The sequence below is a fragment of the Rhodococcus sp. IEGM1428 genome, from assembly GCF_050321865.1.
Classification (GTDB): Bacteria; Actinomycetota; Actinomycetes; order Mycobacteriales; family Mycobacteriaceae; genus Rhodococcoides.
The window spans coordinates 589,582-613,036 of the sequence record NZ_JBNQFW010000003.1; the positions used below are offsets into that span (position 1 = coordinate 589,582).

At 63.9% G+C, this 23,455-nt stretch carries 23 protein-coding genes and 1 pseudogene; 19 read left to right on the plus strand and 5 right to left on the minus strand.

The window, feature by feature from the left end; genetic code table 11:
* Window positions 1-206 precede the first annotated feature (206 nt).
* The 3 genes from ACQR3T_RS17635 to ACQR3T_RS17645 all read left to right on the plus strand — a co-directional run bounded on the left by ACQR3T_RS17635 (window position 207) and on the right by ACQR3T_RS17645 (window position 3,370).
* Window positions 207-1,073 carry an alpha/beta hydrolase gene (locus ACQR3T_RS17635; protein WP_428694313.1) on the plus strand — a complete coding sequence of 289 codons (867 nt, stop codon included), beginning with the start codon at window positions 207-209 and terminating at the stop codon, window positions 1,071-1,073.
* A 110-nt stretch (window positions 1,074-1,183) separates the two neighbouring features.
* Entirely contained in the window at window positions 1,184-1,711 is a 528-nt protein-coding gene (locus ACQR3T_RS17640; protein WP_428694314.1) for a hypothetical protein, read from the plus strand.
* Between the two features lie 183 nt (window positions 1,712-1,894).
* Window positions 1,895-3,370, plus strand: coding sequence for a PepSY-associated TM helix domain-containing protein (locus ACQR3T_RS17645; protein WP_428694315.1), 1,476 nt, complete (start codon window positions 1,895-1,897; stop codon window positions 3,368-3,370).
* Window positions 3,371-3,457: 87 nt separating this feature from the next.
* Here ACQR3T_RS17645 and ACQR3T_RS17650 read toward each other — a convergent pair whose 3' ends face one another.
* Genes ACQR3T_RS17650 through ACQR3T_RS17660 form a run of 3 tightly spaced genes read right to left on the minus strand, consistent with a single transcriptional unit; the run spans window position 3,458 to window position 5,962 of the window.
* A complete protein-coding gene (locus tag ACQR3T_RS17650; RefSeq protein ID WP_428694316.1) occupies window positions 3,458-4,060 on the minus strand; it encodes a TetR/AcrR family transcriptional regulator in 603 nt (200 codons plus the stop codon).
* A 26-nt stretch (window positions 4,061-4,086) separates the two neighbouring features.
* Complete coding sequence (locus ACQR3T_RS17655) at window positions 4,087-5,247, minus strand: TIGR03364 family FAD-dependent oxidoreductase (protein WP_428694317.1); 1,161 nt, start codon at window positions 5,245-5,247, stop codon at window positions 4,087-4,089.
* Window position 5,248: 1 nt separating this feature from the next.
* Window positions 5,249-5,962 carry a GntR family transcriptional regulator gene (locus ACQR3T_RS17660; protein ID WP_196249057.1) on the minus strand — a complete coding sequence of 238 codons (714 nt, stop codon included), beginning with the start codon at window positions 5,960-5,962 and terminating at the stop codon, window positions 5,249-5,251.
* Between the two features lie 108 nt (window positions 5,963-6,070).
* Between ACQR3T_RS17660 and ACQR3T_RS17665 the strand changes: the two genes are divergently transcribed.
* The 6 genes and pseudogenes from ACQR3T_RS17665 (at window position 6,071) to ACQR3T_RS17690 (ending at window position 12,009) form a co-directional block, all read left to right on the plus strand.
* On the plus strand, window positions 6,071-6,769 hold the full coding sequence (locus ACQR3T_RS17665) for a phosphonatase-like hydrolase (RefSeq protein ID WP_428694318.1): 699 nt from the start codon (window positions 6,071-6,073) through the stop codon (window positions 6,767-6,769).
* Window positions 6,770-6,810: 41 nt separating this feature from the next.
* Window positions 6,811-7,779, plus strand: a complete 969-nt coding sequence (locus ACQR3T_RS17670; protein WP_428694319.1) for a phosphate/phosphite/phosphonate ABC transporter substrate-binding protein — start codon at window positions 6,811-6,813, stop codon at window positions 7,777-7,779.
* A 2-nt stretch (window positions 7,780-7,781) separates the two neighbouring features.
* Window positions 7,782-8,585, plus strand: a complete 804-nt coding sequence (phnC, locus tag ACQR3T_RS17675; RefSeq protein ID WP_032376269.1) for a phosphonate ABC transporter ATP-binding protein — start codon at window positions 7,782-7,784, stop codon at window positions 8,583-8,585.
* A gap of 101 nt (window positions 8,586-8,686) precedes the next feature.
* Window positions 8,687-10,174: pseudogene (phnE, locus tag ACQR3T_RS17680) on the plus strand (phosphonate ABC transporter, permease protein PhnE); the annotation flags it as partial.
* Window positions 10,150-11,166 (plus strand): zinc-binding dehydrogenase, encoded by a 1,017-nt coding sequence (locus ACQR3T_RS17685; RefSeq protein WP_428694320.1) that lies wholly within the window; start codon window positions 10,150-10,152, stop codon window positions 11,164-11,166. The pseudogene phnE and the gene ACQR3T_RS17685, both read left to right, overlap by 25 nt.
* Before the next feature lie 45 nt (window positions 11,167-11,211).
* Window positions 11,212-12,009, plus strand: a complete 798-nt coding sequence (locus tag ACQR3T_RS17690) for a DNA-formamidopyrimidine glycosylase family protein (RefSeq protein WP_032376272.1) — start codon at window positions 11,212-11,214, stop codon at window positions 12,007-12,009.
* Window positions 12,010-12,126: 117 nt separating this feature from the next.
* Here ACQR3T_RS17690 and ACQR3T_RS17695 read toward each other — a convergent pair whose 3' ends face one another.
* Both ACQR3T_RS17695 and ACQR3T_RS17700 read right to left on the minus strand, forming a co-directional pair.
* Complete coding sequence (locus ACQR3T_RS17695) at window positions 12,127-12,750, minus strand: GAF and ANTAR domain-containing protein (RefSeq protein WP_230594440.1); 624 nt, start codon at window positions 12,748-12,750, stop codon at window positions 12,127-12,129.
* 270 nt (window positions 12,751-13,020) lie between these two features.
* Window positions 13,021-13,191 carry a CsbD family protein gene (locus tag ACQR3T_RS17700; RefSeq protein ID WP_027495724.1) on the minus strand — a complete coding sequence of 57 codons (171 nt, stop codon included), beginning with the start codon at window positions 13,189-13,191 and terminating at the stop codon, window positions 13,021-13,023.
* 140 nt (window positions 13,192-13,331) lie between these two features.
* Between ACQR3T_RS17700 and ACQR3T_RS17705 the strand changes: the two genes are divergently transcribed.
* The 10 genes from ACQR3T_RS17705 (at window position 13,332) to fbaA (ending at window position 23,393) form a co-directional block, all read left to right on the plus strand.
* Window positions 13,332-14,318 (plus strand): YihY/virulence factor BrkB family protein, encoded by a 987-nt coding sequence (locus ACQR3T_RS17705; RefSeq protein ID WP_428694321.1) that lies wholly within the window; start codon window positions 13,332-13,334, stop codon window positions 14,316-14,318.
* A gap of 128 nt (window positions 14,319-14,446) precedes the next feature.
* Entirely contained in the window at window positions 14,447-15,049 is a 603-nt protein-coding gene (locus ACQR3T_RS17710) for a TetR/AcrR family transcriptional regulator (protein ID WP_428694322.1), read from the plus strand.
* Window positions 15,046-16,629 carry a carboxylesterase/lipase family protein gene (locus ACQR3T_RS17715; RefSeq protein WP_428694323.1) on the plus strand — a complete coding sequence of 528 codons (1,584 nt, stop codon included), beginning with the start codon at window positions 15,046-15,048 and terminating at the stop codon, window positions 16,627-16,629. The genes ACQR3T_RS17710 and ACQR3T_RS17715 overlap by 4 nt, the downstream gene beginning before the upstream one ends.
* A 301-nt stretch (window positions 16,630-16,930) precedes the next feature.
* Window positions 16,931-17,929: a substrate-binding domain-containing protein gene (locus ACQR3T_RS17720; protein ID WP_428694324.1), complete on the plus strand. Its 999-nt coding sequence runs from the start codon at window positions 16,931-16,933 to the stop codon at window positions 17,927-17,929.
* A gap of 34 nt (window positions 17,930-17,963) precedes the next feature.
* Window positions 17,964-18,953: an ABC transporter permease gene (locus ACQR3T_RS17725; protein ID WP_428694325.1), complete on the plus strand. Its 990-nt coding sequence runs from the start codon at window positions 17,964-17,966 to the stop codon at window positions 18,951-18,953.
* Entirely contained in the window at window positions 18,950-19,732 is a 783-nt protein-coding gene (locus tag ACQR3T_RS17730) for an ATP-binding cassette domain-containing protein (protein ID WP_032376277.1), read from the plus strand. The genes ACQR3T_RS17725 and ACQR3T_RS17730 overlap by 4 nt, the downstream gene beginning before the upstream one ends.
* Window positions 19,713-20,651, plus strand: coding sequence for a PfkB family carbohydrate kinase (locus tag ACQR3T_RS17735; RefSeq protein WP_428694326.1), 939 nt, complete (start codon window positions 19,713-19,715; stop codon window positions 20,649-20,651). The genes ACQR3T_RS17730 and ACQR3T_RS17735 overlap by 20 nt, the downstream gene beginning before the upstream one ends.
* Window positions 20,641-21,291, plus strand: a complete 651-nt coding sequence (locus tag ACQR3T_RS17740; RefSeq protein ID WP_428694327.1) for a nucleoside/nucleotide kinase family protein — start codon at window positions 20,641-20,643, stop codon at window positions 21,289-21,291. The genes ACQR3T_RS17735 and ACQR3T_RS17740 overlap by 11 nt, the downstream gene beginning before the upstream one ends.
* Before the next feature lie 45 nt (window positions 21,292-21,336).
* Window positions 21,337-22,362: a LacI family DNA-binding transcriptional regulator gene (locus tag ACQR3T_RS17745; RefSeq protein WP_428694328.1), complete on the plus strand. Its 1,026-nt coding sequence runs from the start codon at window positions 21,337-21,339 to the stop codon at window positions 22,360-22,362.
* Between the two features lie 8 nt (window positions 22,363-22,370).
* Entirely contained in the window at window positions 22,371-23,393 is a 1,023-nt protein-coding gene (fbaA, locus tag ACQR3T_RS17750; protein ID WP_032405687.1) for a class II fructose-bisphosphate aldolase, read from the plus strand.
* Window positions 23,394-23,455: the final 62 nt, after the last annotated feature.

A 23,455-nucleotide genomic window follows, 5' to 3' on the forward strand; every position in this document is an offset into this window, starting at 1 on the left:
GGCGCTGGAGTACTCAAAAGTTCGAGTACCGAAGATCAGGATAACCAATCGTAAACATACCGATTGCTCGGATGTGAGATTGTGGCCATCGTTCTGCTGGAATGGACCGCACTGTGGCCTTGATCGAGTACCGTCCACACGCCGGGGTTCGAGGCAGGTAAGCGTGCCGCCGAGGTCGGCGGGGGATCATGATCGAGGGGCGCGAGATGACCGATGAGCAGATGACGTTCGAGGTGGACGGCACCGAGGTGTCCGCCGTGCTGACCTTGCCCGCGGGTGAGAGCGTCGAGCTCTGGCCAGCAGTGTTCACCGCCCCGGGATTTGCCGGAGTCAAAGAAATGCTGATTCCAGACTACAGTCGAGAACTCGCTGCAGGCGGCGTCGCCTCGCTCGCATTCGACTACCCCGGGTTCGGAGCGAGCGCCGGGCCCATGCGGCAGCACATCGATCTGCCCCAGCAACTTCGTGCTTTCCACGCTGCGCTCGATGTGCTGATCGCCGACCCACGCATCGATTCCGAAAGAATCGGGGTGTGGGGAACGAGTATGTCCGGAGGGCACGCAATCGCCGTCGCCGCCGCGGACCCACGAGTGAAGGCGGTAGCAGCGATCATCCCCTTCATTTGCCTCACTCCTACGGGCAATCTGGAGCTCGCGCCGGTCATTGTGCGAGACGCACTTCGTCGACTGATCCGTAGGCCGGGTCTGACCATCCCTGCTGCGGGACGGCCGGGCGAGGTTGCCGCGATGAACTCGGACGGAGCGTACGAATGGGCAGAAGGCATGGCGCGCGGCGCGGAGAACTACCGCAACGAGGTGACCGTTGCCTCGCTACCGGCGATGTTGCGGTGGTCGACTCGTAAGGCCGCGGGCCGTCTCGCCGTGCCGGTCCTGGCGGTTCTGGCGGAATCCGACACCATCACTCCGCCCACGAGAGTGCGTAAGGCACTCGCCGACGTCGAGAGCGTCGAATACGTGTCCTATCCAGAATCGCATTTCGAGCTGTTCACCGATCACGCCGACGCAGTTCGTCAGGCGACGGTGCAGTGGTTGATCGAACATCTGGTGACGTGATGCTTCGGTCCACGCAGGCGAAGCTCGGTTGATCGCACAGTGCGATTCGGCCGCGCGTTTGGAGCAACTCATGAGTACTACGCGGTGTAGTCGATAGTAGGATCCCATCCATGTCTGCCACGGATGAATTCGCGCCCTTGCGCGGGGCATCCGTGGGCACTCTGTCCGCGCTGGTCACAGCCACTGCGCACACGTTCGGTGGTGGGATGTTCCCGTCCGATGCGGCAGTTGTGCTGCTGGTGCTCGTCTGCGCGGCGGTCGGTTGCGCGGCGTCGGCGGTACCGACTGCGGTGGCACCGCGGACGCAACTCCTGGTCGTGCTGGCCACGGCTCAGGCGATCGGGCATCTGTTGCTCACCGCCGTCGACGGTCACCATCACGGTTCGATGCTCACCCCGCCGATGCTCGCCGCGCACGCCGTCGCTGTCCTGGTCGGCGCTCTCGCCATTCGCGGAGCCGAGCACGGAATCCGGCGTGCAGTCACTTCACTCCGCAGAGCCTTACCTCTACTGGCAGCGCTCGTCATCGACGACAATCGCATCGCCACACCGCTCCCGGTGTATCGGATCCCGGGATCGACGCTTTTGCTCGACCTCTCGGGCTGCGGGAACCGCGGACCACCGGCTCGTACTGCCTGAGCGCAACCCGAAATTGTCACCCGCCCTGCGTGTCAGGCGTCGGGTGATTGGGTTGTTGCCGCATTCGATCCTGTACCTCGCACTGTCGTGGATTCACGCCGTCTGCGCACGGCTCGATCCGTCGTGCGATGCCACCTCGCGCATATCTGCGCGCCCACTCATGCCTTCACGAAACGAGTCCTCGTGTCCACACCGGAAATGGAACGCGTCGCCGATCCTTCCCCGCCCACCCGTCCGAACAGCCCTCGTAGTTGGCGTCCGCTGATCCTGCGTCTGCACTTCTACGCGGGCATCCTCATCGCACCGTTCATCCTGATCGCCACCATCAGCGGCGGGCTGTACGCCGTCGCACCGACAATCGAACAACTGATGTATCGGGACTACCTGCACGTCGACGCCACCGGCCCGGCCGTTCCGGTGTCGGATCAGATCCGAGCAGCGCAAGCCGAACGACCCGACCTCACCGTCGCCGCCGTGCGCCCCGCCGCCGAGGCCGGCGACACCACCCGCGTGCTGTTCACCGACCCCACCCTCGGTGAATCGAAGCGCCTGGCCGTCTTCGTCGATCCCGCGACCGCGACGTCCGTGGGCGAACTGACGGTCTACGGCTCCTCCAACGCCTTACCCGTGCGCACCTGGATCTCCGAACTGCATCGCCATCTGCACCTGGGAGAGCCGGGTCGCCTCTACAGCGAACTCGCGGCGTCGTGGTTGTGGGTGATCGCGCTCGGCGGCCTCTACCTGTGGTTCGAGCGCTATCGACGCAACCGCGACAAGGCAAGATTGCTCACCTTCGATCGTAAGTCGAAGGGCCGCAACAGGTCCTTGAACTGGCATGGCGTAGCCGGGATCTGGATAGCCGTCGGTCTGATCTTCCTCTCCGCCACCGGACTCACGTGGTCCACCTACGCGGGGGAGAACGTCACCGACCTACGCACGGCGCTGAGCTGGACCACCCCGGCCATCACCACGACCATCGGTTCCTCCGACGCGGCGACGACGGGGGATCACTCGGGTCACAGTGGTCATTCGATGGACATGTCGGCCGACGCGTCGACGGCCGACAACAACGTCGGGCGTATCGATTCGGTTCTCGACACCGCGAAGGCCAACGGAATCGACGGAGCGGTGGAGGCATCGATCCCGGCGTCGGACGACGTGGCGTTCGTCGTCGCCGAAACCCGTCAGCCCTGGGTGATGTCGAACAACTCCATCTCGATCGACGGCAGCACCGGCACGGTGATCGACACCCAGTACTTCTCTGACTGGCCCCTCGCGGCCAAGCTGTCGGCGTGGGGCATTCAGTTGCACATGGGGACGCTGTTCGGCGTGGCCAATCAGCTTGCCCTGCTTGCCCTTGCGCTCGCACTGGCATCGGTCATCGTCCGCGGCTACATGATGTGGTGGAAACGCCGCCCCACCATAGCGACCGGTCTCACCGCTGGACGGCCGCCGTTGCGTGGCGGTATTCGCCGCATCTCACCGATGTCCATCGTCGTACTGGCGGTCGTCGCAATCGGGGTCGGCTGGTTCGTCCCGCTCCTCGGGCTGAGTCTGGTGGCCTTCCTGGTGGTCGACGTCGTACTCGGCTCGGTACATCGCGCGCGGACCAGAGCCGCCAACTCCGCTGCCTCCCAACATGAAAGTGAACCCGCCTGACGCACCTGAGTGTTCACGATCGTCGCCGATTCGCGGGATTCCGACGATGGCGTTCGATCGTGAACAACCAGGTGCGAGCCCTGTGCTTCAGAACGCTGTCGCCAGGGCGACGCCGAGTGCGGTCAACGTGTCGACGAACTCGGCTTCGGTGAATGTCAGAGTGCCGCGCAGCCACCGGTCGAGAAGTTCGGTCGTGCCGGCGACCATCAGTACGGTGGCTGCTTCGGCGCGTGGGTCTCCGGGATCTGCGTCGAGTACTTCTCGCATCAGTAGCGGGGTGAACCTGTCGACCATCTGTCGGCGTCGGGCGTCGAGTGCGGGGTTGGCCGATGCCGCGGTGTACAGCAGGGAGGCCCGTGGATCGGCGGTGAGAGCGCGTACCAGGGCCGCGGCGGTCTGCGCGACGCGGTCCTCCGCCGATCCATGTTTCTGCTCGAGCTCGTTCAGCGCGGTTCCCACGGCATCGATCACGTCGTCGAGGGCGGAGACGAGAATGGCGTCGCGATCTCCGAAGCTCTCGTAGAAGTAGCGCTTGGAAAGGCCGGCACGGGCGCAGATGTCGTCGACCGTGACGGTGGAGACACCGGACTCCGCTACCGCGTCGAGGCACGCCTCGAGTAACTTCTCACGCCGTTCACGTCGGCGTTCGTCGGCGGCGACGCCTCGGTACGGACGGACGACGGGCGGCATGACTACATCTTGACACGAAGATGTGCTCAGTTGTGCGCGGTGAGCCGAGAACGGGATTCCGGGCGCTGGACCGGCGTCAGCGCGTTGTCGACGCTCGACAGCGCCAGGCCCATGCTGGTGGTCATTCCTATGCCGGTGGTGACGGTGACGATGTGCACGCGATCGACGGGTTCTTCGAGCAGAAACTCCGAACCCGATGCCGAGCAGTACGTGCCCTGCCACCGTTCGGTGACGTCGACGCGGTCGACTCCGAACAGTGACTTCGCTTCGGTGAGCAGCACCTCGAACCCTTCCTCGCTTTGAAACGGGGACGTGGTGATCTCGCGAACATGTGTGTCACCCAACAGAATCGACCCATCGGGCTGCGGGGTGTACATCTGGTGCAGATCGAGTTCGACGTAGTCGGGGTGGTCGGCCTGCAGGCGGGCGGCGACGTCTGCGACGGCGGGAAGGTTTTCGAAGCCCGAGTATCGGAGCAGCGACCAACCGGTGAACAGCGGCGAGGGGAGTGGTGCGCGCACAGGGAGGGTCGCTCGCATCATGTGCAGACGGCATCGCACCAGTCCGCCGCGTTCCGCATACTCGGGGAACAGTCGATCGATGTCGTGGTTGACGGTGACGAACGTGGTGCCTGCGTGCAGGTCGCCGCGCGAAGTGTGGACGACGCCCGGAGCGAACGACGTTGCAGCGGTACGCCAGTGGAAGTCCACCCCGCAGTCGGCGAGCCAGCGAGCGATGGCCGGTGCGGCGGCACGCGGGTCCACCTGCACGTCGGTCGGCATGTACAGGCCACCCACCACATCGGTGTCGGCAATCGGGAGCCGGTCCAGCACCTCGCGTCGGTCCAACAACACCGTGTGGTCGGGGCCGCGCAGCTCGGCGAACTGCTCGAGTACTGCGAGCTCGTCCTCGTGGCGAGCGATGCAGTGCGTCCCAGATTCCGCAGCCCAGAAGCCTGCTGTGCGGGCCAGCTCGAGCCAGTGACTGCGACCGGCCCTGGCGTACTCGAGCGCGTAACCGGATTGCGCTGTGATGCAGGCGTGTCCGAAGTTCTGTACCGACGCCCCCGCGACCCGGTCTGCATGATCGACCACTGCTACGGTCAGGCCACGTCGGTGAGCGTGGTACGCGTGGGCGAGGCCGACGATCCCGGCCCCGACGATCACAACGTCGTATTTCGTGGTCATCTCAGGCATCCATGACAGCGGTGAAGGTCATCCGGTCTCCGCGATAGAGCGAACGTCTGTGCTCGATGGGAATGCCGTCGGTGTCGTAGGAGACGCGGCCGAGCAGGAACATCGGTGTCCTCGTGTCTACGGTGAGGAGCGCGGCTTCTCGGGCGTCGGGAAGGACGGTTTCGATGGTATCGACGACCCGTCCGAACGTGATTCCACGCGTGCGTAATTCGGCATACAGAGACGTTCGGTGATCGAAGCTGCCCTGCAGCCCCGGAATTCGGTACGCGGGAATGCGAGTCGTTTCCAGGCCTACTCGGACGTCGCCGGTGGTGAAGACGCGCTCGAGTTGCACCACCTCTGCACCGACGTCGATTCCGAGCAGATCCGCCAGGGCGTCGTCGGCGCGGAACGTATCCCAGCCCACCAGGATTCGGGTTGCGCTCATGCCCTTCTCGCGCGCTGCCTCGGTGTACGAGCCGATGGCGAGCGGCAGTACGACCTTGGGCTCGGCCACCACCGTCGCGCGACCACGACGCTCGATTCGACCGGCTACCAACAGTTCTCGGATGGCCTGGCGCAGCGTCTCGCGGGAGACGTCGTACCGATCGGCGAGATCACGTTCCGAAGGGAAAGCGTCGCCTGCGGACATGCCGTCGAGCATCGCATCGAGACTTCCGCGCACGATCTGGTGCTTGAGCACCCGGGGTTCGGTGGTCACAACCATGATCCGACCATAGCATCAATTGGTCTAGACCTAATTGTTGCGCGACGTTCACGAGTCGTTCATCCGAGTTCCACGCAATGGTCTATACCAAACGGCAGTCTCTTCTCCATGCCGAACTCCACCACCTCGAACACCAGCATCGACATCGAACTCGTCGTCCTCGACATGGCAGGAACGACCGTCACCGACGACGGCCTCGTACTCGATGCATTCGACGCCGCGGCGACGGCCGTCGGACTCGCGACAGACGGACCCGAACGTGACGACGCCCGACGCTACGTACTCGAAACCATGGGGCAGTCGAAGATCGAGGTGTTCCGGGCATTGTTCGGATCCGAGGATCGCGCCCAGGCCGCCAACCGGGAATTCGAGTCTGCCTACGACGCCCGCATCGACGACGGCATCGCGCCCGTTCCGGGTGCAGCCCAGGCCATCACGAAGCTTCGTGAATCCGGCATCAGTGTCGTGCTGACAACAGGGTTCTCGGCACCGACACAGAAGCGCATCATCGACACACTCGGCTGGCAGGACCTGCCCGACGCCTTCCTCGCGCCCGGTGATGCCGGTCGTGGCCGGCCGCACCCCGATCTCGTCCTGTTTGCTGCGTTGCGCGCCGAGGTCAGTGACATCGCTGCCGTCGCCGTCGTCGGCGACACCTCGAGCGACATCTTGTCCGGTCGCCGCGCCGGCGCATCCGTTCTCGTCGGTGTGCTCAGCGGAGCTCACTCCGAGGACCTTCTGCGCGAGGCGGGCGCGACCCACGTGCTCGAGAGCGTCGCCGATCTTCCCCCCATCGTTCTGCCGTGAACACTCACTCGACCCAACCTCACCGAACGGAAATTATTGCCATGAACACCACCTCTCGCCGTCGTGCCGTGACCGCCGCGGCCGTACTGTCTGCTGCAGCTCTCGTCGCTGCCGGGTGCTCCGGTTCGTCCGACGGAGCCACCACCGAGCAAGGGTTTCCCGAAACCATCACGCTCGCTGCGATTCCCGCCGAGAATTCGACCGATCTGAAGGCCAGCTACGATCCGGTGATCACACGGTTGGAGAAGGAGACCGGTGCGAAGGTCGAGTTCATCCAGGCCTCCGATTACGCCGGTGTGGTCGAGGGCCTCATCGCAGGCAACGTCGACATCGCATTCTTCGGCCCGTTCGCCTATGTCGTAGCCGGCATCAACGGGGCCGAGATGACGCCGCTGGGAGCCGTCGTCCAGGACGAGGGTGGCAAGCCCGGCTATCAGTCCTACGGGATCGCCCGGTCCGACAATGCATCGGTGAACGGTCTTGCCGATTACGCAGGCAAGAATGTCTGCTTCGTCGACCCTAGTTCGACATCCGGATTCCTCTATCCGACAGCAGGATTGATCGAGGACAACGTGATCGCCTCAGGTTCGGAGACCGACATCTCGGCCGCCATGACCCCGATCTATGCCGGCGGGCACGATGCATCGGTACTTGCTGTGAGGGCGGGCGATTGCGACGCCGGATTCGCGTTCGACACCATGGTCGACCGGACGATGATCGACAACGGCGAGATTGCACCCGGCGAGCTGAAGACCGTCTGGAAGTCCGATACGATCGCCGGTTCGCTCTTCGCCGCCAACGACGATCTGGGTGCCGACGCCATCGCGAAACTTCAGGACGTGTTCAGCGAAGGCATGAACTCGGATGCCTTCGTCGCCGACGGCATCTGCGCCGAAGAATGCCGCATCACCGACGAGGATGCCTGGGGCGTCGTACCGGCACAGGACAGCGACTACGACGGTGTGCGCAACGTCTGCGAGATCACCGGCTCCGAGAAGTGCAAGGGCTGACGATGTCCACTTCCTTGGACAGGGCCGACGTGGTCGTCAGCGTCCGCAACGTCACCAAGACGTTCGGGTCGACCACCGCGCTTGCGGACGTCAACCTCGATGTGCACCGCAGTGAAATGCTGGTGCTGCTCGGGCTTTCGGGCTCCGGCAAGTCGACGCTACTGCGATGCATCAACGGTCTGCATCCCATCACCTCGGGCAGTGTCACCGCACTCGACATTCGAGTCGATCTGGCCAACCGCCGCCGGGTGCGCGAGCTACGCCGAGATGTCGGCTTCATCTTTCAACACTTCAATCTCGTCGGTCGGTTGAGTTGCCTCGAGAACGTACTCGTGGGAGGCATCGGCCGCCTGTCGATTCCGCGCTACGGAGCACTCACCTACCCGAAGGTGATGCGAGAAGAGGCTCGGGCCTGTCTCGACCGAGTCGGATTGGCGGACTTCGCGGAACGCCGCGCCGACACCCTGTCCGGTGGACAGCAGCAACGGGTGGCGATCGCACGCACTCTGATGCAGCGACCGCGGATCGTGCTCGCGGACGAACCCGTTGCCTCCCTCGACCCCGAGAACGCGGGCGTGGTCATGGACCTGTTGCAGCGAGTGTGCAGCGAGGAGAAACTGACGGTGGTGTGCACCCTGCATCAGGTCGATCTCGCGCTCGGTTGGGCGCACCGACTCGTGGGTCTCCGAGACGGTCGGGTGGTGCTCGATCGCCCGGCAGCAGGTCTCGAGCGCGGGGACATCATGCCGATCTATCAGCGGATTGCCCCCGACGCCGGGAACATCTCTGCGGTGGCACCGACGTGACCGTCACCTTCGAACCGAAGCCCACGAACGCTGCAGTACAGAACGATCCGCGGCGACGTCGATGGCTGTTCCCGGCGCTGGGCGTCGTCGCGCTCGTTGTCACAGTGCTCTCGGCGGGGTACATCGACTTCGCGCCCACCACCTTGCTCGACGGCCTCGACGACGTCGGCAACCTTGTCGAGCGGATGCTGCCGCCTCGCGTCGACGACACCGGCCGGATCGTCTCACTTGCCGTCGAAACATTGCTCATGGCGGTGCTCGGCACCGTGCTCGCGGCGATCGTCTCGGTTCCGTTGGCCTTTCTCGCCGCGCGGAACACCTCGCCGCATCCGATGCTGCACAGTGTCGCTCGTGCGATCATCACCTTCTGCCGGGCGATGCCGGACCTGCTGTTCGCGGTGCTGTTCGTCAGAGCACTGGGAATCGGGGTGCTGCCCGGCATCCTCGCCCTCGCGCTGCACTCGATCGGCATGCTCGGCAAACTGTTCGCCGATGCCATCGAGGAGACCGACGTGGGACCGCGCGAGGCACTGCGCGCCGCCGGGGCGGGCTACTTTCGAGAGATGATCAATGCGGTTGTACCGCAGGTCGTTCCGGCCTGGATCGGAGCGTTCGTCTACCGGATTGACATCAACCTACGCATGTCGGTGGTCCTCGGCTTCGTCGGGGCAGGCGGTATCGGCTTCGCACTGCAGGACGCCCTGCGTGGTTTGATCTACCCGCGTGCTCTCGGAATCGTGCTGGTGATCCTGGTGATCATCGCGGCAATGGAGTTGGCGGCCATGGCTCTTCGCCGCATGCTGCTGGTTCCGTCCGCGGCCGGTCCGCAGCGCGATCGACTGATGCGGATCGGAGCGTCGGCGGTGCTCGTCGTCGCGGTGGTGTCGTCGTTCGTGGTGCTCGAATTGGATCCGCGGTCGCTGCTGACGTGGATCGGGCCGTCGGTCGAGGTGTTCGGAAGAATGGTCCCACCGGACTTCTCGTCCCTGGGATCGGACCTGCTCGACGCCGCCGTCCAGACCATCGCCATCGGTGTTGTGGCCACCGCAATCGGGATCGTGTTGTCGATACCCATCGGAGTCCTGGCCGCGCGCAACGCAACTCCACATCCCGTGGTGTATTGGTGCGCGCGGTCCTGGATTCTGTTGGTGCGGGCTGTTCCCGAGCTGATTCTTGCGGTCGTGTTCGTCGCGGCACTCGGACTGGGTCCGGTAGCGGGAACCTGCGCACTGGCCATCGGATCCGTCGGGTTCCTCGGCAAGCTCGTCGCCGACGCGATCGAGGAGATCGATCCCGGGCCCCTCGAGGCCGTCGCGTCGGTCGGTGGCGGTTGGTGGAATCGGACATTGAGTGCTGTTGTTCCACAGTCCATTCCGTCGATGGTCGGATCGAGTCTGTATCTGCTCGACGTGAACATCCGTACCTCCACCATCCTGGGGATCGTCGGTGCCGGCGGTATCGGCTTCCTGCTCTTCGAGTCGATTCGTACTCTGAACTTCGACGTCGCCGGTGCGATCGTTCTCGTCATCTTCGTCGTCGTGTACATCGTGGAAAGGATCTCCGGATGGATCAGGTCACTGTTGGTCTGACACAGGCCGCCGTATGGACGGGGAGTGGGATCGATCTGTGGGACATCGAGATTCCCACTCTCGAATCGGGTGACCTGCTGGTCCGCATCGATCTTGCGTCGGTGTGCGGGAGCGATCTGCACACGGTGTCGGGACGCCGGACCGGTGCGTGCCCGTCGGTACTCGGGCACGAGGCCGTCGGCCACGTGGTAAACGTCGGCGATGTGACATCCCCTGCGGAGGTGGGTGATCGAATCGTGTGGTCGGTCACCGTGCCGTGCGGCCGGTGCAGCCGATGTGACAGAGGGTTCACGGCCAAATGCTCGGCCGTGCGCAAGGTAGGGCACGAATCTGCCGAAGGGGCATGGGTTCTCAGTGGCTCCTACGCCCAGCACATCGTGCTTCCCCGCGGCACCGCTGTGGCTCGTGTTCCCGAGACCATGCCCGACGCCGTCGCCGCACCGGCTGCGTGTGCGACTGCCACCGTCATGGCGGCTCTCGAGGCGGCGGGTGCTCTCGACAGCAGAAGGGTACTGATCGTCGGTGCCGGAATGCTGGGCATCACTGCTGCGGCAGCGGCCACCGAGCGAGGTGCGACGGTCCGCGTGCTCGATCGAGACCCCGAACGGCAGGACAGAGCCCGTGAATTCGGAGCCTGCGAGGACGATGGTGCACCGACAGATGTGGCCATCGACTTCTCCGGTTCGTCGCCCGCTGTACAGGCTGCGCTGGCCAGACTCGATGTCGGCGGCCGCCTGGTGCTCGCCGGTTCCGTCGCGCCGGGTCCACCGATCACCGTCGATCCCGAAACGGTGGTCCGACACTGGCTGACGGTCACCGGCGTCCACAACTACGAACCGCGGCATCTCGATCAGGCCGTTGCGTTCCTGCACGACACCGGCGCGAAGTATCCGTGGGAAGCCCTCGTCGAGGCTCCGGTTCCGTTGACGGATCTCGCATCGGTGTTGCGGCCGACGCCGTCGGGCATCCTGCGATCCTCGGTTACGCCCTAGCGGAGCGCGGGATTGCATATCCGGAAGTAGGGATACACCACAGGCATGCCCGAAGGTGACACCGTGTTCGCGCTGGCCGCGAGATTGCGTCGAGCCTTGGACGGCACCACCTTACGGGCCGGCAGATTGAACGTGCCGGCACATGCGGTGGAGAATCTGGCCGGGCGAACCGTCGTCGCGCATCGAACCCATGGGAAGCATCTGTTCACCGATTTCGATGGTGGCACAACGCTGCATACACATCTGCGGATGAGCGGTTCGTGGACGGTGGTGCGGGCCGGTCGATCGATTCCCCAGCGTGTGCGTCCGGACGTTCGAGTGCAATTGGCCGTGGTCGATGGGCCTACCGCCTACGGAATTCTGTTGCCGGTGGTGGACTACGGCTTCACACCCGACATGAATGCCCTGGTTGCGCATCTGGGTCCGGATCCGCTGCAGCCGACGTTCGATACCGACACGGCGGTGGCCAACGTGATCGCTCAGATGGATCGGCCGATCATCGCGACTCTGCTCGATCAGAAGGTGATAGCAGGGCCCGGCAATCTATGGGCGAACGAACTGTGTTTCCTACGCGGAGTGTGGCCGTGGACTCGGTCGAGTGACGTGGATGCCGAGAAATTGGTCTCGCTGCTCGAGCGGGCGATGCGTCACTCCGCGACGGTGCCGGGAGCGATGCAGGTCACCACCGGGGACACTCGAAAGGGCCGCTCGCACTGGGTTGCCGGACGAGCAGGCAAACCGTGCCTGCGATGTGGGACGCTCGTTCGCGCGGTCGCGGAGGTTCCCGGTAACTCCGATCGGCGTCGAACATGGTGGTGTCCGAGATGCCAACCGGAGCATTAGCGACGGGCGGTCGAGCGCTGTTGGCTCAACGACATAACCGCCCGCGGATACCGCGTGTTGTGAGCCGGTACCACCCACAGGCTTCCTCGTGCGCGGAAATCGAAACCTGGGGGCAGGTCAGAAGGTCGAGTTGGTCGGGTGATCGGTGTTCACCAGGTCCTGAGCCACCGTGCGCAAGGGTTGATTCTGTTGCTGCGACAGCTTCGCGAGCAACTCGAACGCCTGGACCGCGTCGAGGTCGTATCGCTCCATGATCATCCCCTTGGCCTGACCGATCAGGTCGCGGCTGGCCAAGCCTGTGCGGAACTGCTCATTGTCGCGGGCGCTCAGCATCGCGATGGCGGCATGCGCTGCCAGGGCTTCGCCGATCTCGACGGCATCGGCGTCGAAGGCCCCGGGCTCGTCGCTGTAGAAAACCAGTGCGCCGAGGTCATCGGCGTTGCTGTAGAGCTGAAATGCGGCCAGTGACTTGAAACCTTCGCCGACGGCAAGGACAGCGAATTCCGGCCATCGCGGTTCGGACGTGAGGTCGTCGGACACGACGACGTCGAAATGACGGACCTCGGTGGGAATCGGGCCCTCGTCGAGCTCGTACTGGAGTCGACACAGCTCCTCGGCAACAGGATCAGTGGACGCCACGACGGTTCGCTCACCCTTGCTCACCGTCGTGACGCAACCGACGGTCGCTCCTGGGATGAGCCGAATCGCAGTACGCAGAATTTCGCTGATCGTCTCGGGCATCGAACGACGGGTATCGCGTAGAGATCGCGCGAATTCGGCGAGCGACGATGCATGGGACGTACTGGCAGGGTGCCTATCGGTCGACTGTTGCGACATTCACACTGTCCTCTCGCATGGGACCTCTGCCGTCGTTCACCGGACAGATCCATGAACATGCGCCGTCTGCTGGACGCCCTTCCGGCCGCTACAGCCGGTTCTGTGCATTTTATACGGGTGCACAGCAGAGGGGACCGTCGATCGTGCGATCGACGGTCCCCTCTGCGGAAAGACTTACTTGAAGGTGTCCTTGATGTTCTCGCCGACCTTCTTCACGCCTGCCGAACCCTGATCCTTCTTGCCCTCGGCCTCGAGGTCCTTGTTGTTCGTGGCGTCGCCCACAACTTCCTTGGCCTTGCCGATGGCGTCTTCTGCTGCGTTCTTGGCCTTGTCGATGAAGCTCATGTGAGTTCCTTTCCTCGTCCTGGGTTGGTACTGGTTACTTAGTCGAGTGCTGCCGTCCGAAGCGCACGTGCGCGTGAAGAGATCTAGGTCACACGTGCCGTCGACGTTTCCGCGACGTCGGCTGTGGATACATTCGTCCGATGATGGTCGCGAAAGTGGACAGTTATCAGCGCAAACACCCGTCGGCGGGTTTTCCGCTGGCAGTGCTGTACAAGTTTCTCGACGACCGAGGCGGCTACCTCGCGGCTCTGATCGCGTACTACTCGTTCCTCTCGCTGTTTCCGCTACTGCTGCTGTTCACCACGGTGTTGGGGATCGTGCTGGCCGGCGATCCGGAACTGCAGACCCGAATCATCGATTCGGCGATGAGCCAAATCCCCGTGATCGGTGACCAACTCGGTCAACCCGATCGCCTGAGCGGCGGAACCACCGCCATCGTCATCGGCGTCGTCGGGTCGCTATACGGCGGACTCGGAGTCTCCCTGGCTGCCCAGTACGCGATGAACACCGCGTGGTCGGTGCCCCGAAACGAGCAACCCGATCCGATCAAGGGCCGCCTGCGCGGGCTGTTACTCCTGAGCACCGTCGGCACGGCGATCATCGGATTGACCGTTCTCAACGGAGTCGCGTCCTCGGGTGTGTTCGGATTCGCGGGCGGTGCGTTGGCGCTGATCGGTGCGGTGATAGTCAACGTCGTGGTCTTCACGGCGGCGTTTCGCATCGGCACCGCGCGTGCACTGAGTGTTCGCGAGGTGCTCCCCGGTGCAGCGATCGCCGCAGTGATCTGGCAGGCGCTGCAATCTTTCGGCGGAATCTACATTCGCTACGTCGTCGGCAATGCCAGTGCCAGTAACGGAATCTTCGCGATCGTCCTCGGTCTGCTCGGCTTCCTGTACGTCGCATCGGTGCTGATCGTGCTGTGCATCGAAATCAATGCTGTGCGAGTCGATCACCTGCACCCCCGGGCGTTGTTGACGCCCTTCACCGACAACGTCGAACTCACCGAAGGGGATAGGAACTCCTACACCGGCCAGGCAGAAGCGCAGCGCAACAAGGGATTCCAGGACATCACGGTCACCTACGACGAGCCGGATTCGGTACCGGGAGAGGAATCGCCGAGTAAGTGACCTGAGCGTCCACTATTCGGGTTCGCGAGCGTGATCCCGTGTTCGGATGAAAATTGTGGACACTGGCGGCACCACTGAACGTCTGACATGCCTGGGAAAAATTGTGCAGCAGTGCTAGAGTTCGGTTCATGCCATCGCCCAAGGCGGACCGCCCCGAACCCACGTTCATTCAGAACGCCCGTCGCGAACAGCTGATCGAATGCGCTGTCGACGTCATCGCGGAAGCGGGGGTGGAGAAGGCGTCGTTCGTGCGCATCGCCGAGCGTGCCGGAATCAGCCGCGGCGTCATCTCCTACCATTTCGGTACCCGCGAGGAACTCCTCGATGGTGTTGTCCAGCTCGTCTACGCGCTCGGTGAACAGGAAGTCGGTCCTCTCGTTCGCGCGGCAGGTTCGAGTCGAGAAGCGTTGCTGGAGTTCGTCAGTGGAAGCATCATGTTCTACGCTGCCTACCCTCTGCACATGAAGGCACTGTCGGCCATCTTCGCTGCTGCCCCCGCGCGCAGCGAACGTTCCGAGCACGGAGCCGAGATGCTCGAAGTGCACACGCTGCTCGAGGCTGGGCAGCGGAGTGGTCAGTACCGATCCTTCGATGCGCGCATCATGACCATGACGATTCGCGCCGCTCTCGACGCGGCAGTGTGGCGAGTAGCTGCCGGCGACGATGCGGCGACGCTCGCGAACGAACTGCGCCGAACATTCGACGCTGCAACACGATCGGATGACCGATGAAGAAGTTCACGACTGCCCTCGTCGTCGTTGTTCTGATGATTGCGGGGTGCGCATCGACGTCTGTCGAATCCGATGATGCCCCTCTGGATGTCGGTACGACCACGGCCACGGTGCACGGTCTGGCCACCGAGAGTACCCGGCAGTTTCTCGGAATACGGTATGCCGAGCCGCCGGTCGGCGATCTGAGATGGTCTTCGACGCAACCGCTTCCGGAATCCAATGCCGATGTCGACGCCACCGCACCTGGCTCTCAGTGCCCGCAGGCTGCCGGCCTACCGGGTGTTACATCGTCCTCGGGCGAGGATTGTCTGTTCCTCAATGTCACCACTCCGCTGAAGCGGTCGGACGATCCACTTCCCGTGATGGTGTGGTGGCACGGCGGCGGCTTCACTACCGGCTCGGGTTCCGCCTACGACCCCCAGCGAATGGCGAGCGAGGGCAACGTGATCGTCGTGACCGTCAATTACCGCCTCGGAATGCTGGGCTATTTCGGGCTCCCGGGGTTGGCCGGGTCGGGCAACTTCGGACTGGCCGATCAGATCGAATCGTTGCGTTGGGTGAACGACAACGCAGCCGCTTTCGGCGGTGATCCGAGCAGTATCACCGTGTTCGGACAGTCGGCGGGCGGCATGTCCTCGTGCGCTCTACTGACGTCTCCTGCCGCGGAGGGCTTGGTGGACAAGGCAGCAATCATGTCGGGATCGTGCGCTCTGGACTTCCCCGCGGATGCCGTCTTTCCCGGTGTCCCGCCGCAGCGTCCGTTTATCCCGCTCGCAGTCAACGAGGCGGTCGGTTCGGACGTTGCGCAGCAACTGGGGTGCACAGGCGCGGATGCGTTGGCGTGCTTGCGTGCATTGCCCGTCGACGCACTCGTAGCCAAGGGGGAGAACTTCGGCTTCGACGTCGCCTTCGGTACCGAACTGCTGCCCGAGGATCCGCGAACCGTAGTCGAAAGCGGCGGTGCACTACCGATTCCCGTCTTGTCGGGCGGTACCGCGGCCGAGCAGAGATCATTCGTGGGTGGTGCGGTACTGGCAGACCCGACCTCGATCACCGCCGACACCTACCCGAAGTTGCTGTTCGATGCCTTCGGGTCGAACGCTGCCCGCGTCGCCGATCTGTATCCAATGCAGAACTATTCATCCGCTGCGCTCGCGTGGGCAGCGGCCACCACCGACGCTGGATGGTCCTGTCCCACCTACCGAAACAACCGCGCGCTGGGAACGAATGCGCCGGTGTACTCGTACGAATTCGCCGATACCGACACGGTCGACGTCAACGGAGTCGGTGCGTCGGGAGTCTCGCAGGACGCCGCGCATGCGACCGACATGCCATACCTGTTCGACCTCGGCGGCGAGAATCTGTTGAAAACTCCGGCGCAGCAGGATCTGGCGCACACGATGATCGAGTACTTCACCTCGTTCGCGCACACCGGGACCCCTACTGCGGACGGCGCACCGTCCTGGCCGCGCACCACGGACACTGCCACCCCAGTGTTGCAGTTCGTCTCCGACGACATCGCGGTGATCGACGCCGATGCCGAGCATCACTGCGACTTCTGGAACGCACTCGCGCGCTGAGCGGGCTCCGATCGATCGATTCCGCAAACGCGCGCGCATTCGTCAGGTGCGCGCGGTCTCGCCACACGACTCTGCGCGCGTTCGGCAAACGCGCGCGCGTTTGCGTGGACCCAGGGCGGGCGAAACTGGACTGCGCGATCCGAGGCGGTGACGAGTGACCCCCGTCACGAACCGGTCAGCCGGTCGGTCGGAAAAGACTCCTAGTTTGTTTCGCGAAAGCGCATGCGCAAGCGCTTGTATGCGCCTTAAGCTCCTGCAATCGAGCGACGCGACCGCGTGGCTAGGGGACAAGGGAGTCCACATGTTCAATAACCGTCGGAAGTCTGCGCTGACGATCGGCACCGCGCTCATGGCCGGTTCGCTGGTCTTGGGCCTGACCGCCTGCAGCAGCTCGGACTCGGACAGCGTCAAGGTCGGGCTCATCACCAAGACGGATTCCAACCCGTACTTCGTGAAGCTGCGCGAGGCCGCACAGGCGAAGGCGGATTCCAGCGGAGCCGAGTTGGTGGCTCTGGCCGGTGCATTCGACGGTGACAACGAAGGACAGGTCGCAGCCATCGAGAACCTGGTGGGACAGGGCGTGAAGGGAATTCTGATCACCCCGAACTCCTCGACCGGAGTGCTGGACGCGATCAAGAAGGCTCGTGACGCCGGCGTCGTCGTCATCGCCCTCGACACTGCCACCGACCCCGAGGACGCGGTGGACGCCACGTTCGCGACCGACAACAAGGCGGCAGGCGTCAGCCAGGGCGAATGGGTCAAGGGCACGCTCGGAACCACTGCACCCCAGGTCATCATGCTCGACGGCACCGCAGGCGGCACTGTCGATACGTTCCGTCACGACGGCTTCCTCGAAGGAATGGGCCTGACCGACGGCTCGTCGGAGATCGTCGGCCAGGAGAACACCAACGGCGACCAGACCAAGGCGCAGACCGCCATGGAGAACCTGCTGCAGCGTGCGCCCGGCGTCAACGCGCTCTACACGATCAACGAGCCCGCCGCGGCTGGTGCGTACCAGGCAATTCAGTCCGCCGGCCGCGCCGATCAGATCACCATCGGCTCCATCGACGGTAGTTGCACCGGCATCGCGAACGTCAAGTCCGGCATCATCGGCGCAACGGTGCTGCAGTTCCCGGCGAAGATGGCCGAGCAGGGCGTCGACGCGGTCGTGAAGTTCGCTCAGGACGGCACCAAGCCCAGTGGATTCAACGACACCGGTTCGCAGCTCGTCACCGACAAGCCGGTAGCCGGCATCGAATCCCAGGACACCGCGTGGGGCGAAGCGAATTGCTGGGGCTGATCGCGACGTACCGGCGAACACAGGGATCTGATTCGTGAGTACCGATACCGCTGCGCCTCCCAAGGCACCGAGCCGGTTCAACGTGGGCACGATCCTGCGTGAACCGCTGCTCGGGCCACTGGCTGCACTCGTCATTGCCATCATCGTGTTCAGCTCGATTTCGAGCTCGTTCCTCAACCCGCAGAACGTCTCTCTGATTCTGCAGCAGTCTGTGGTCGTCGGCATTCTCGCCGTCGGCCAGACCCTGATCATCCTCACGTCCGGTATCGATCTGTCGATCGGTGCAGTGGCCGTGATGGGCACCATCGTCATGGCGCAGACCGCAGGTGCCGACGGCCCGATCGTGGCGCTGGGATCAACGCTTGCAGTCTGTGTCGCGTTCGGCGCGATCAACGGCGGGTTGGTGACCGTACTCAGACTGCCGCCGTTCATCGTCACGCTCGGCACGTTCACGGCAATCCAAGCGGCCACGAGGCTACTGGCCGGCTCCGAGACCTACCAGGTACCCAGCGGGCCGCTGACCCTGTTGGGGACGTCGTTCAAGATCGGCAGCTTCTCCACCACCTACGGCGTAGTGGTGATGCTGCTGGTGTACGCAGTGATGTGGTACGCGTTGTCCCAAACCTCCTGGGGTAGGCACATTTACGCAGTCGGCGGTAGCCCGCAGGCCTCGGACCGCTCCGGCATCAAGTCCGGACGTGTGCTGTTCTCGGTCTACATCGTGACCGGTGTCATCGCAGCGATCGCGGCATGGGCAGCGCTCGGACGGATCCCCAACGCCGATCCGAACGCCTATCAGAACGCCAACCTCGAAACGATCACCGCGGTTGTCATCGGTGGAACCAGCCTGTTCGGTGGCCGCGGCACCGTCATCGGGACTCTCATCGGAACTCTGATCGTCGGTGTGCTGCGCAACGGGCTCACCCAGGCCGGCGTCGACAGCCTGTACCAGAACGTCGCGACCGGCATTCTCGTCATCGTCGCGGTGGCCGTCGATCAATTCGCACGTAGGAGGTCACAGTGAATGCCCCCCTCGCTCTGGAAGCGCGTGGTCTGGTCAAGACCTACGGCAGCGTGACGGCCATCAACGGTGCAGATTTCGAGCTAAGGGCCGGCGAGGTGTTGGCGGTGATCGGCGACAACGGTGCCGGAAAATCCAGTCTCATCAAAGCTTTGGCCGGAGCTGTCATTCCGGATTCGGGTGAGATTCTGATGAACGGATCGCCGGTGTCGTTCAAGAACACGCGTGACGCGCGAGCGGCCGGCATCGAGACGGTCTATCAGGACCTGGCCGTCATTCCGGCGCTCGACATCGCCTCGAACGTCTATCTGGGACGCGAGATCAAGCGTAAGGGCATCAGCGGCAGCCTCTTTCGGCGTCTGGACATGCCGAGGATGCGGGAAGAGTCGTCGAAGCATCTGCAGGATCTGAAGATCGGTATCAAGTCGGTCAATCAGGCAGTCGAGACCCTTTCCGGTGGTCAGCGTCAGGGCGTGGCAGTTGCCCGGGCAGCAGCGTTCGGACGCGGAGTGATCATCATGGACGAGCCGACGGCCGCGCTCGGCGTGCGGGAATCGGGCATGGTGATCGATCTGATCCGAACCATTCGTGACCGCGGCATACCGGTGGTGCTCATCAGTCACGACATGCCGCACGTGTTCGAGGTTGCCGATCGGATTCACATTCACCGCCTCGGCAAGCGCGCCGGCGTCGTCGATCCGAAGAATCGCACCATGTCCGAGGTCGTTGCGCTGATGACCGGTGCGGAGGAGCCGACCGACGATGAACGCGCAGGCGTCTGAAAGGGAAGCTCCAGTAGGAGTTTTCGTCGGACTGGCCACACTCGACGTCATCCATCGAGTGTCGGCCGCTCCGGCACCGAACGAAAAGATCACGTCCAGTGCGCAGTTCGTCGCGGCAGGAGGGCCGGCCGCCAACGCGGCCGTCACCTTCGCCGCGCTCGGCGGCACGGCCGTGCTCGTCACCGCACTCGGCGACGACCCGGTGGCCGAGCTGGTCAAAGCCGATCTGGCTGCGTTCGGCGTCCGCGTGCTCGACGCGGCACTCGGCACCAGCAGGTCGGTGCCCGTCTCGGCCGTGACGGTGATCGAGTCGACCGGCGACCGGTCGGTCGTCTCGGCGGACGCCGTGCATTCCGAAGTTCCACCGCCCGAGGATCTCGAGACGGTAGTGGCCGGTGCCGATGTCGTCCTCGTCGACGGGCATCACCCCCTGATCGCCCGCGCCGCCGCGGAACATGCGGCGGCGCGGGTTACCACCCTGGTCGTCGACGCCGGCCGGTGGAAGCCGGTGATGAGCGAGCTGATCCCGCATGCCACGGACATGGTGTGCTCGGCGGACTTTCGCACCCCCGGCACCTCCGACACGGCTACCACTGCAGCGGCACTCGTCGGAGCGGGCGTGGATACCGTCGTCACCACCCACGGCAGCGAGCCCGTCGAATGGTGGACCGAGGGGTCGTCCGGCTCGGTCGATGTGGAGCCGGTGACAGCGGTCGACACCGTGGGTGCCGGAGATGCTTTCCACGGCGCCTATGCCTACTACTCGACGCAGTCGGGCTCTCTGGCCGAGCACATCGACAGGTCGGCTCGCGTTGCGGCACTGCGCTGTTCGATGGTCGGCCCCCGAGCATGGCTACACGAACTTCCGCTGACACACTTCACTACCGACGGACTCGAAAGCGACAACGGTGAGCACTGATCAGGACGTACAGAGAGCGACACTCGGAGAGCTCGTGGAGCTGGCCGGGCGACTCGCCGTCGCCGGAGAACGGCACATACTCGGCCTGACCGGCGCGCCCGGTGCCGGAAAGTCCACCGTAGCGCAGCAACTCGTCGATGCGCTCGGGCCGGAGCGCGCGGTACTGGTTCCGATGGACGGGTTCCACCTGGCCAACGAGGTGTTGATCGACCTGGGCCGGCTCGACCGCAAAGGTGCACACGACACGTTCGACGACGGTGGATACGCGCGACTGATCGCGGCGATTCACGACCAGCGACCCGGCGACCCCATCGTGTACGCACCGAGGTTCAGGCGCGAGATCGAGGAGTCGATCGGGTCGGCCATTCCGGTCCCGTCGACTGTTCCGTTGGTGGTCACCGAAGGCAACTATCTGCTGATGGAGTCCGACGCGTGGCCTGCTGCGCGGTCGATGATCGACGAGGTCTGGTTTCTGGCTCCGCACACACGGGTTCGGCACGAGCGCCTGGTAGCTCGGCACGAGGCATACGGAAAATCGCACGAGGATGCAGAGTTCTGGGCGCTGGGCTCGGACGAACGCAATGCGGAACTGATCGGGTCGACCGCAGTACGCGCCGATCGAATCCTGCGTCTGACATGACGGTTTCGCGGACCAGACAGTGCTGGGCCGATTGACGTGCCCACGATGGACGATGTCGCCCGCATCGCCGGAGTGTCGGTGTCGACTGTCTCGCATGTTCTCAACGGCACCCGTAACGTCAACCCGACCACCCGCCAACGCGTCGACGCGGCAATTGTCGAGATCGGCTACCGACGCAACGTCGTTGCCCGCTCACTCGCCGCGGGTCGGACCAATACTGTAGGGCTCTCGATCGCCGCCTTGACCAATCCCTATTTCGGCAGCCTCGTACACGCCGTCGAGCAACGACTGTCCGAGGCCGGATACGTGTTGATTCTCGGTGATTCCCACGACGAGCCGTTGTCCGAGCGGCGAGTGACCGATTCCCTGCTGGACCGTCAGGTCGACGGGATGATCCTCGCTCCCGCAGCAGGATCGGAGTCGACGACCATTCCGGAGATCGTGCGTAGTGGTACCCCTCTGGTGTTGATCGACCGGATGCTCGATCTTCCATGCGATCAGGTGGGACCGGAGAACGACTCCTCGGCCTACGAGCTCACCGCCCACCTCCTCGATGCCGGCCATCGTCGCATCGCGATCGTCCGCGGAATCGAAGGAATCTCCTCCACCACAGAGCGATTCGACGGTTATGCTCGTGCGCTTGCCGATCGGGGCATCGAACTGGATCCTGGCCTGATCCTCGACGGTCGGTCGAACGTGGAGGTGGCCGAGGCCACTGTGCGCGAGCTGATGTCGAGTCCCCACCGGCCGACGGCACTGGTGTCGATGAACAACTCGATGACGATCGGTTCACTCAAAGCCGTTCGTGCCCTTGGCTTGTCGATTCCGCACGATCTTGCGTTCGTATGCTATGACGATTTCGAATGGTCCGATCTGTTCGAGCCTCGTCTGACAGCCGCAGCTCAGGACGTACAGACGATAGGAAGAACCGCAGCCGACCTGTTGCTCAATCGAATCGAGGGGCGGGACGAGAAGCCTCGGTCGATCCGAGTGCCGACCACGTTCAACCATCGCAATTCCTGCGGCTGCGCCGAAACCTCGGCCGGAACACCGGCCGCACCCGATAGATAGGACAGCTCATGCCCATTGCCAGTCCGGATCAGTACGCGGCCATGCTCGACCGTGCGAAGGAGGGCGGGTTCGCCTACCCGTCGATCAATGTCACCGGCTCGCAGACGCTCAATGCAGCGCTGCAGGGCTTCGCCGAGGCCGAGAGCGACGGCATCATCCAGGTGTCGGTCGGCACCGCGCTGTACCTCTCCGGCAACGCCGTTCAGAACCGTTTCGCCGGTTCCAAGGCGCTCGCCCAGTACGCCCACGAAGTGGCGCAACACTATTCGATCTCGGTCGCGCTGCACACCGATCACTGCCCCGCCGAGAATCTGGACGACTGGGTGCGGCCACTGCTCGCCGACGCCATCGACCGACGCGGACGCGGACTCGACCCGCTGTACCAATCGCACATGTGGGACGGTTCGGCGGTGCCGCTCGACGAAAACCTGCGTGTCGCTCGAGAATTGCTCGATCTGTCGGTGCAGGCCAACACGATCCTCGAAATCGAAGTGGGCGTCATCGGCGGCGAAGAGGACGGCGTCTCACACGAGATCAACGAACAGTTGTACTCGACTGTCGACGATGCTCGGGCCACGATCGCCGCGCTCGGCGCAGGGGAGCGCGGTCGATACATGACGGCCCTGACCTTCGGCAATGTGCACGGCGTCTACAACCCTGACTCGGTGCACCTCCGCCCAGAGATTCTCGCCGAGATCCAGGCCGTCGTCGGAGCCGAGACCGGTAAGGACAACCCGTTCGATCTGGTGTTCCACGGTGGATCGGGATCCAGTGCCGAAGACATCGCCTCCGCGGTGGCGAGCGGGGTGATCAAGATGAACATCGACACCGACACCCAATACGCCTTCACCCGATCCATCGCAGGGCACATGTTGAGCAAGTACGACCAGGTCCTCAAGGTCGACGGCGAGTACGGCAACAAGAAGGCCTACGACCCCAGATCGTGGGGCAAGCCGGCCGAGACGGCGATGGCGGCGAGAGTGGTCGAGGCTACGCAAATGCTCGGCTCGGCAGGTCGCACGATGCGCTGAGAAAATTCCTTCTCGAACATGTCGAATTCTGCGGACCGGTTACGTCCCAGGGTCGAATGCAG

Bases quoted from the DNA above. Each gene is read 5' to 3' on its own strand.
- ACQR3T_RS17635 (WP_428694313.1), top strand. From the start codon at position 207: ATGACCGATGAGCAGATGACGTTCGAGGTGGACGGCACCGAGGTGTCC.
- ACQR3T_RS17640 (WP_428694314.1), top strand. From the start codon at position 1,184: ATGTCTGCCACGGATGAATTCGCGCCCTTGCGCGGGGCATCCGTGGGC.
- ACQR3T_RS17650 (WP_428694316.1), bottom strand. From the start codon at position 4,060: ATGCCGCCCGTCGTCCGTCCGTACCGAGGCGTCGCCGCCGACGAACGC.
- ACQR3T_RS17655 (WP_428694317.1), bottom strand. From the start codon at position 5,247: ATGACCACGAAATACGACGTTGTGATCGTCGGGGCCGGGATCGTCGGC.
- ACQR3T_RS17660 (WP_196249057.1), bottom strand. From the start codon at position 5,962: ATGGTTGTGACCACCGAACCCCGGGTGCTCAAGCACCAGATCGTGCGC.
- ACQR3T_RS17665 (WP_428694318.1), top strand. From the start codon at position 6,071: ATGCCGAACTCCACCACCTCGAACACCAGCATCGACATCGAACTCGTC.
- ACQR3T_RS17670 (WP_428694319.1), top strand. From the start codon at position 6,811: ATGAACACCACCTCTCGCCGTCGTGCCGTGACCGCCGCGGCCGTACTG.
- phnC (WP_032376269.1), top strand. From the start codon at position 7,782: ATGTCCACTTCCTTGGACAGGGCCGACGTGGTCGTCAGCGTCCGCAAC.
- ACQR3T_RS17685 (WP_428694320.1), top strand. From the start codon at position 10,150: ATGGATCAGGTCACTGTTGGTCTGACACAGGCCGCCGTATGGACGGGG.
- ACQR3T_RS17690 (WP_032376272.1), top strand. From the start codon at position 11,212: ATGCCCGAAGGTGACACCGTGTTCGCGCTGGCCGCGAGATTGCGTCGA.
- ACQR3T_RS17695 (WP_230594440.1), bottom strand. From the start codon at position 12,750: ATGCCCGAGACGATCAGCGAAATTCTGCGTACTGCGATTCGGCTCATC.
- ACQR3T_RS17700 (WP_027495724.1), bottom strand. From the start codon at position 13,191: ATGAGCTTCATCGACAAGGCCAAGAACGCAGCAGAAGACGCCATCGGC.
- ACQR3T_RS17705 (WP_428694321.1), top strand. From the start codon at position 13,332: ATGATGGTCGCGAAAGTGGACAGTTATCAGCGCAAACACCCGTCGGCG.
- ACQR3T_RS17710 (WP_428694322.1), top strand. From the start codon at position 14,447: ATGCCATCGCCCAAGGCGGACCGCCCCGAACCCACGTTCATTCAGAAC.
- ACQR3T_RS17715 (WP_428694323.1), top strand. From the start codon at position 15,046: ATGAAGAAGTTCACGACTGCCCTCGTCGTCGTTGTTCTGATGATTGCG.
- ACQR3T_RS17720 (WP_428694324.1), top strand. From the start codon at position 16,931: ATGTTCAATAACCGTCGGAAGTCTGCGCTGACGATCGGCACCGCGCTC.
- ACQR3T_RS17735 (WP_428694326.1), top strand. From the start codon at position 19,713: ATGAACGCGCAGGCGTCTGAAAGGGAAGCTCCAGTAGGAGTTTTCGTC.
- ACQR3T_RS17745 (WP_428694328.1), top strand. From the start codon at position 21,337: ATGGACGATGTCGCCCGCATCGCCGGAGTGTCGGTGTCGACTGTCTCG.
- fbaA (WP_032405687.1), top strand. From the start codon at position 22,371: ATGCCCATTGCCAGTCCGGATCAGTACGCGGCCATGCTCGACCGTGCG.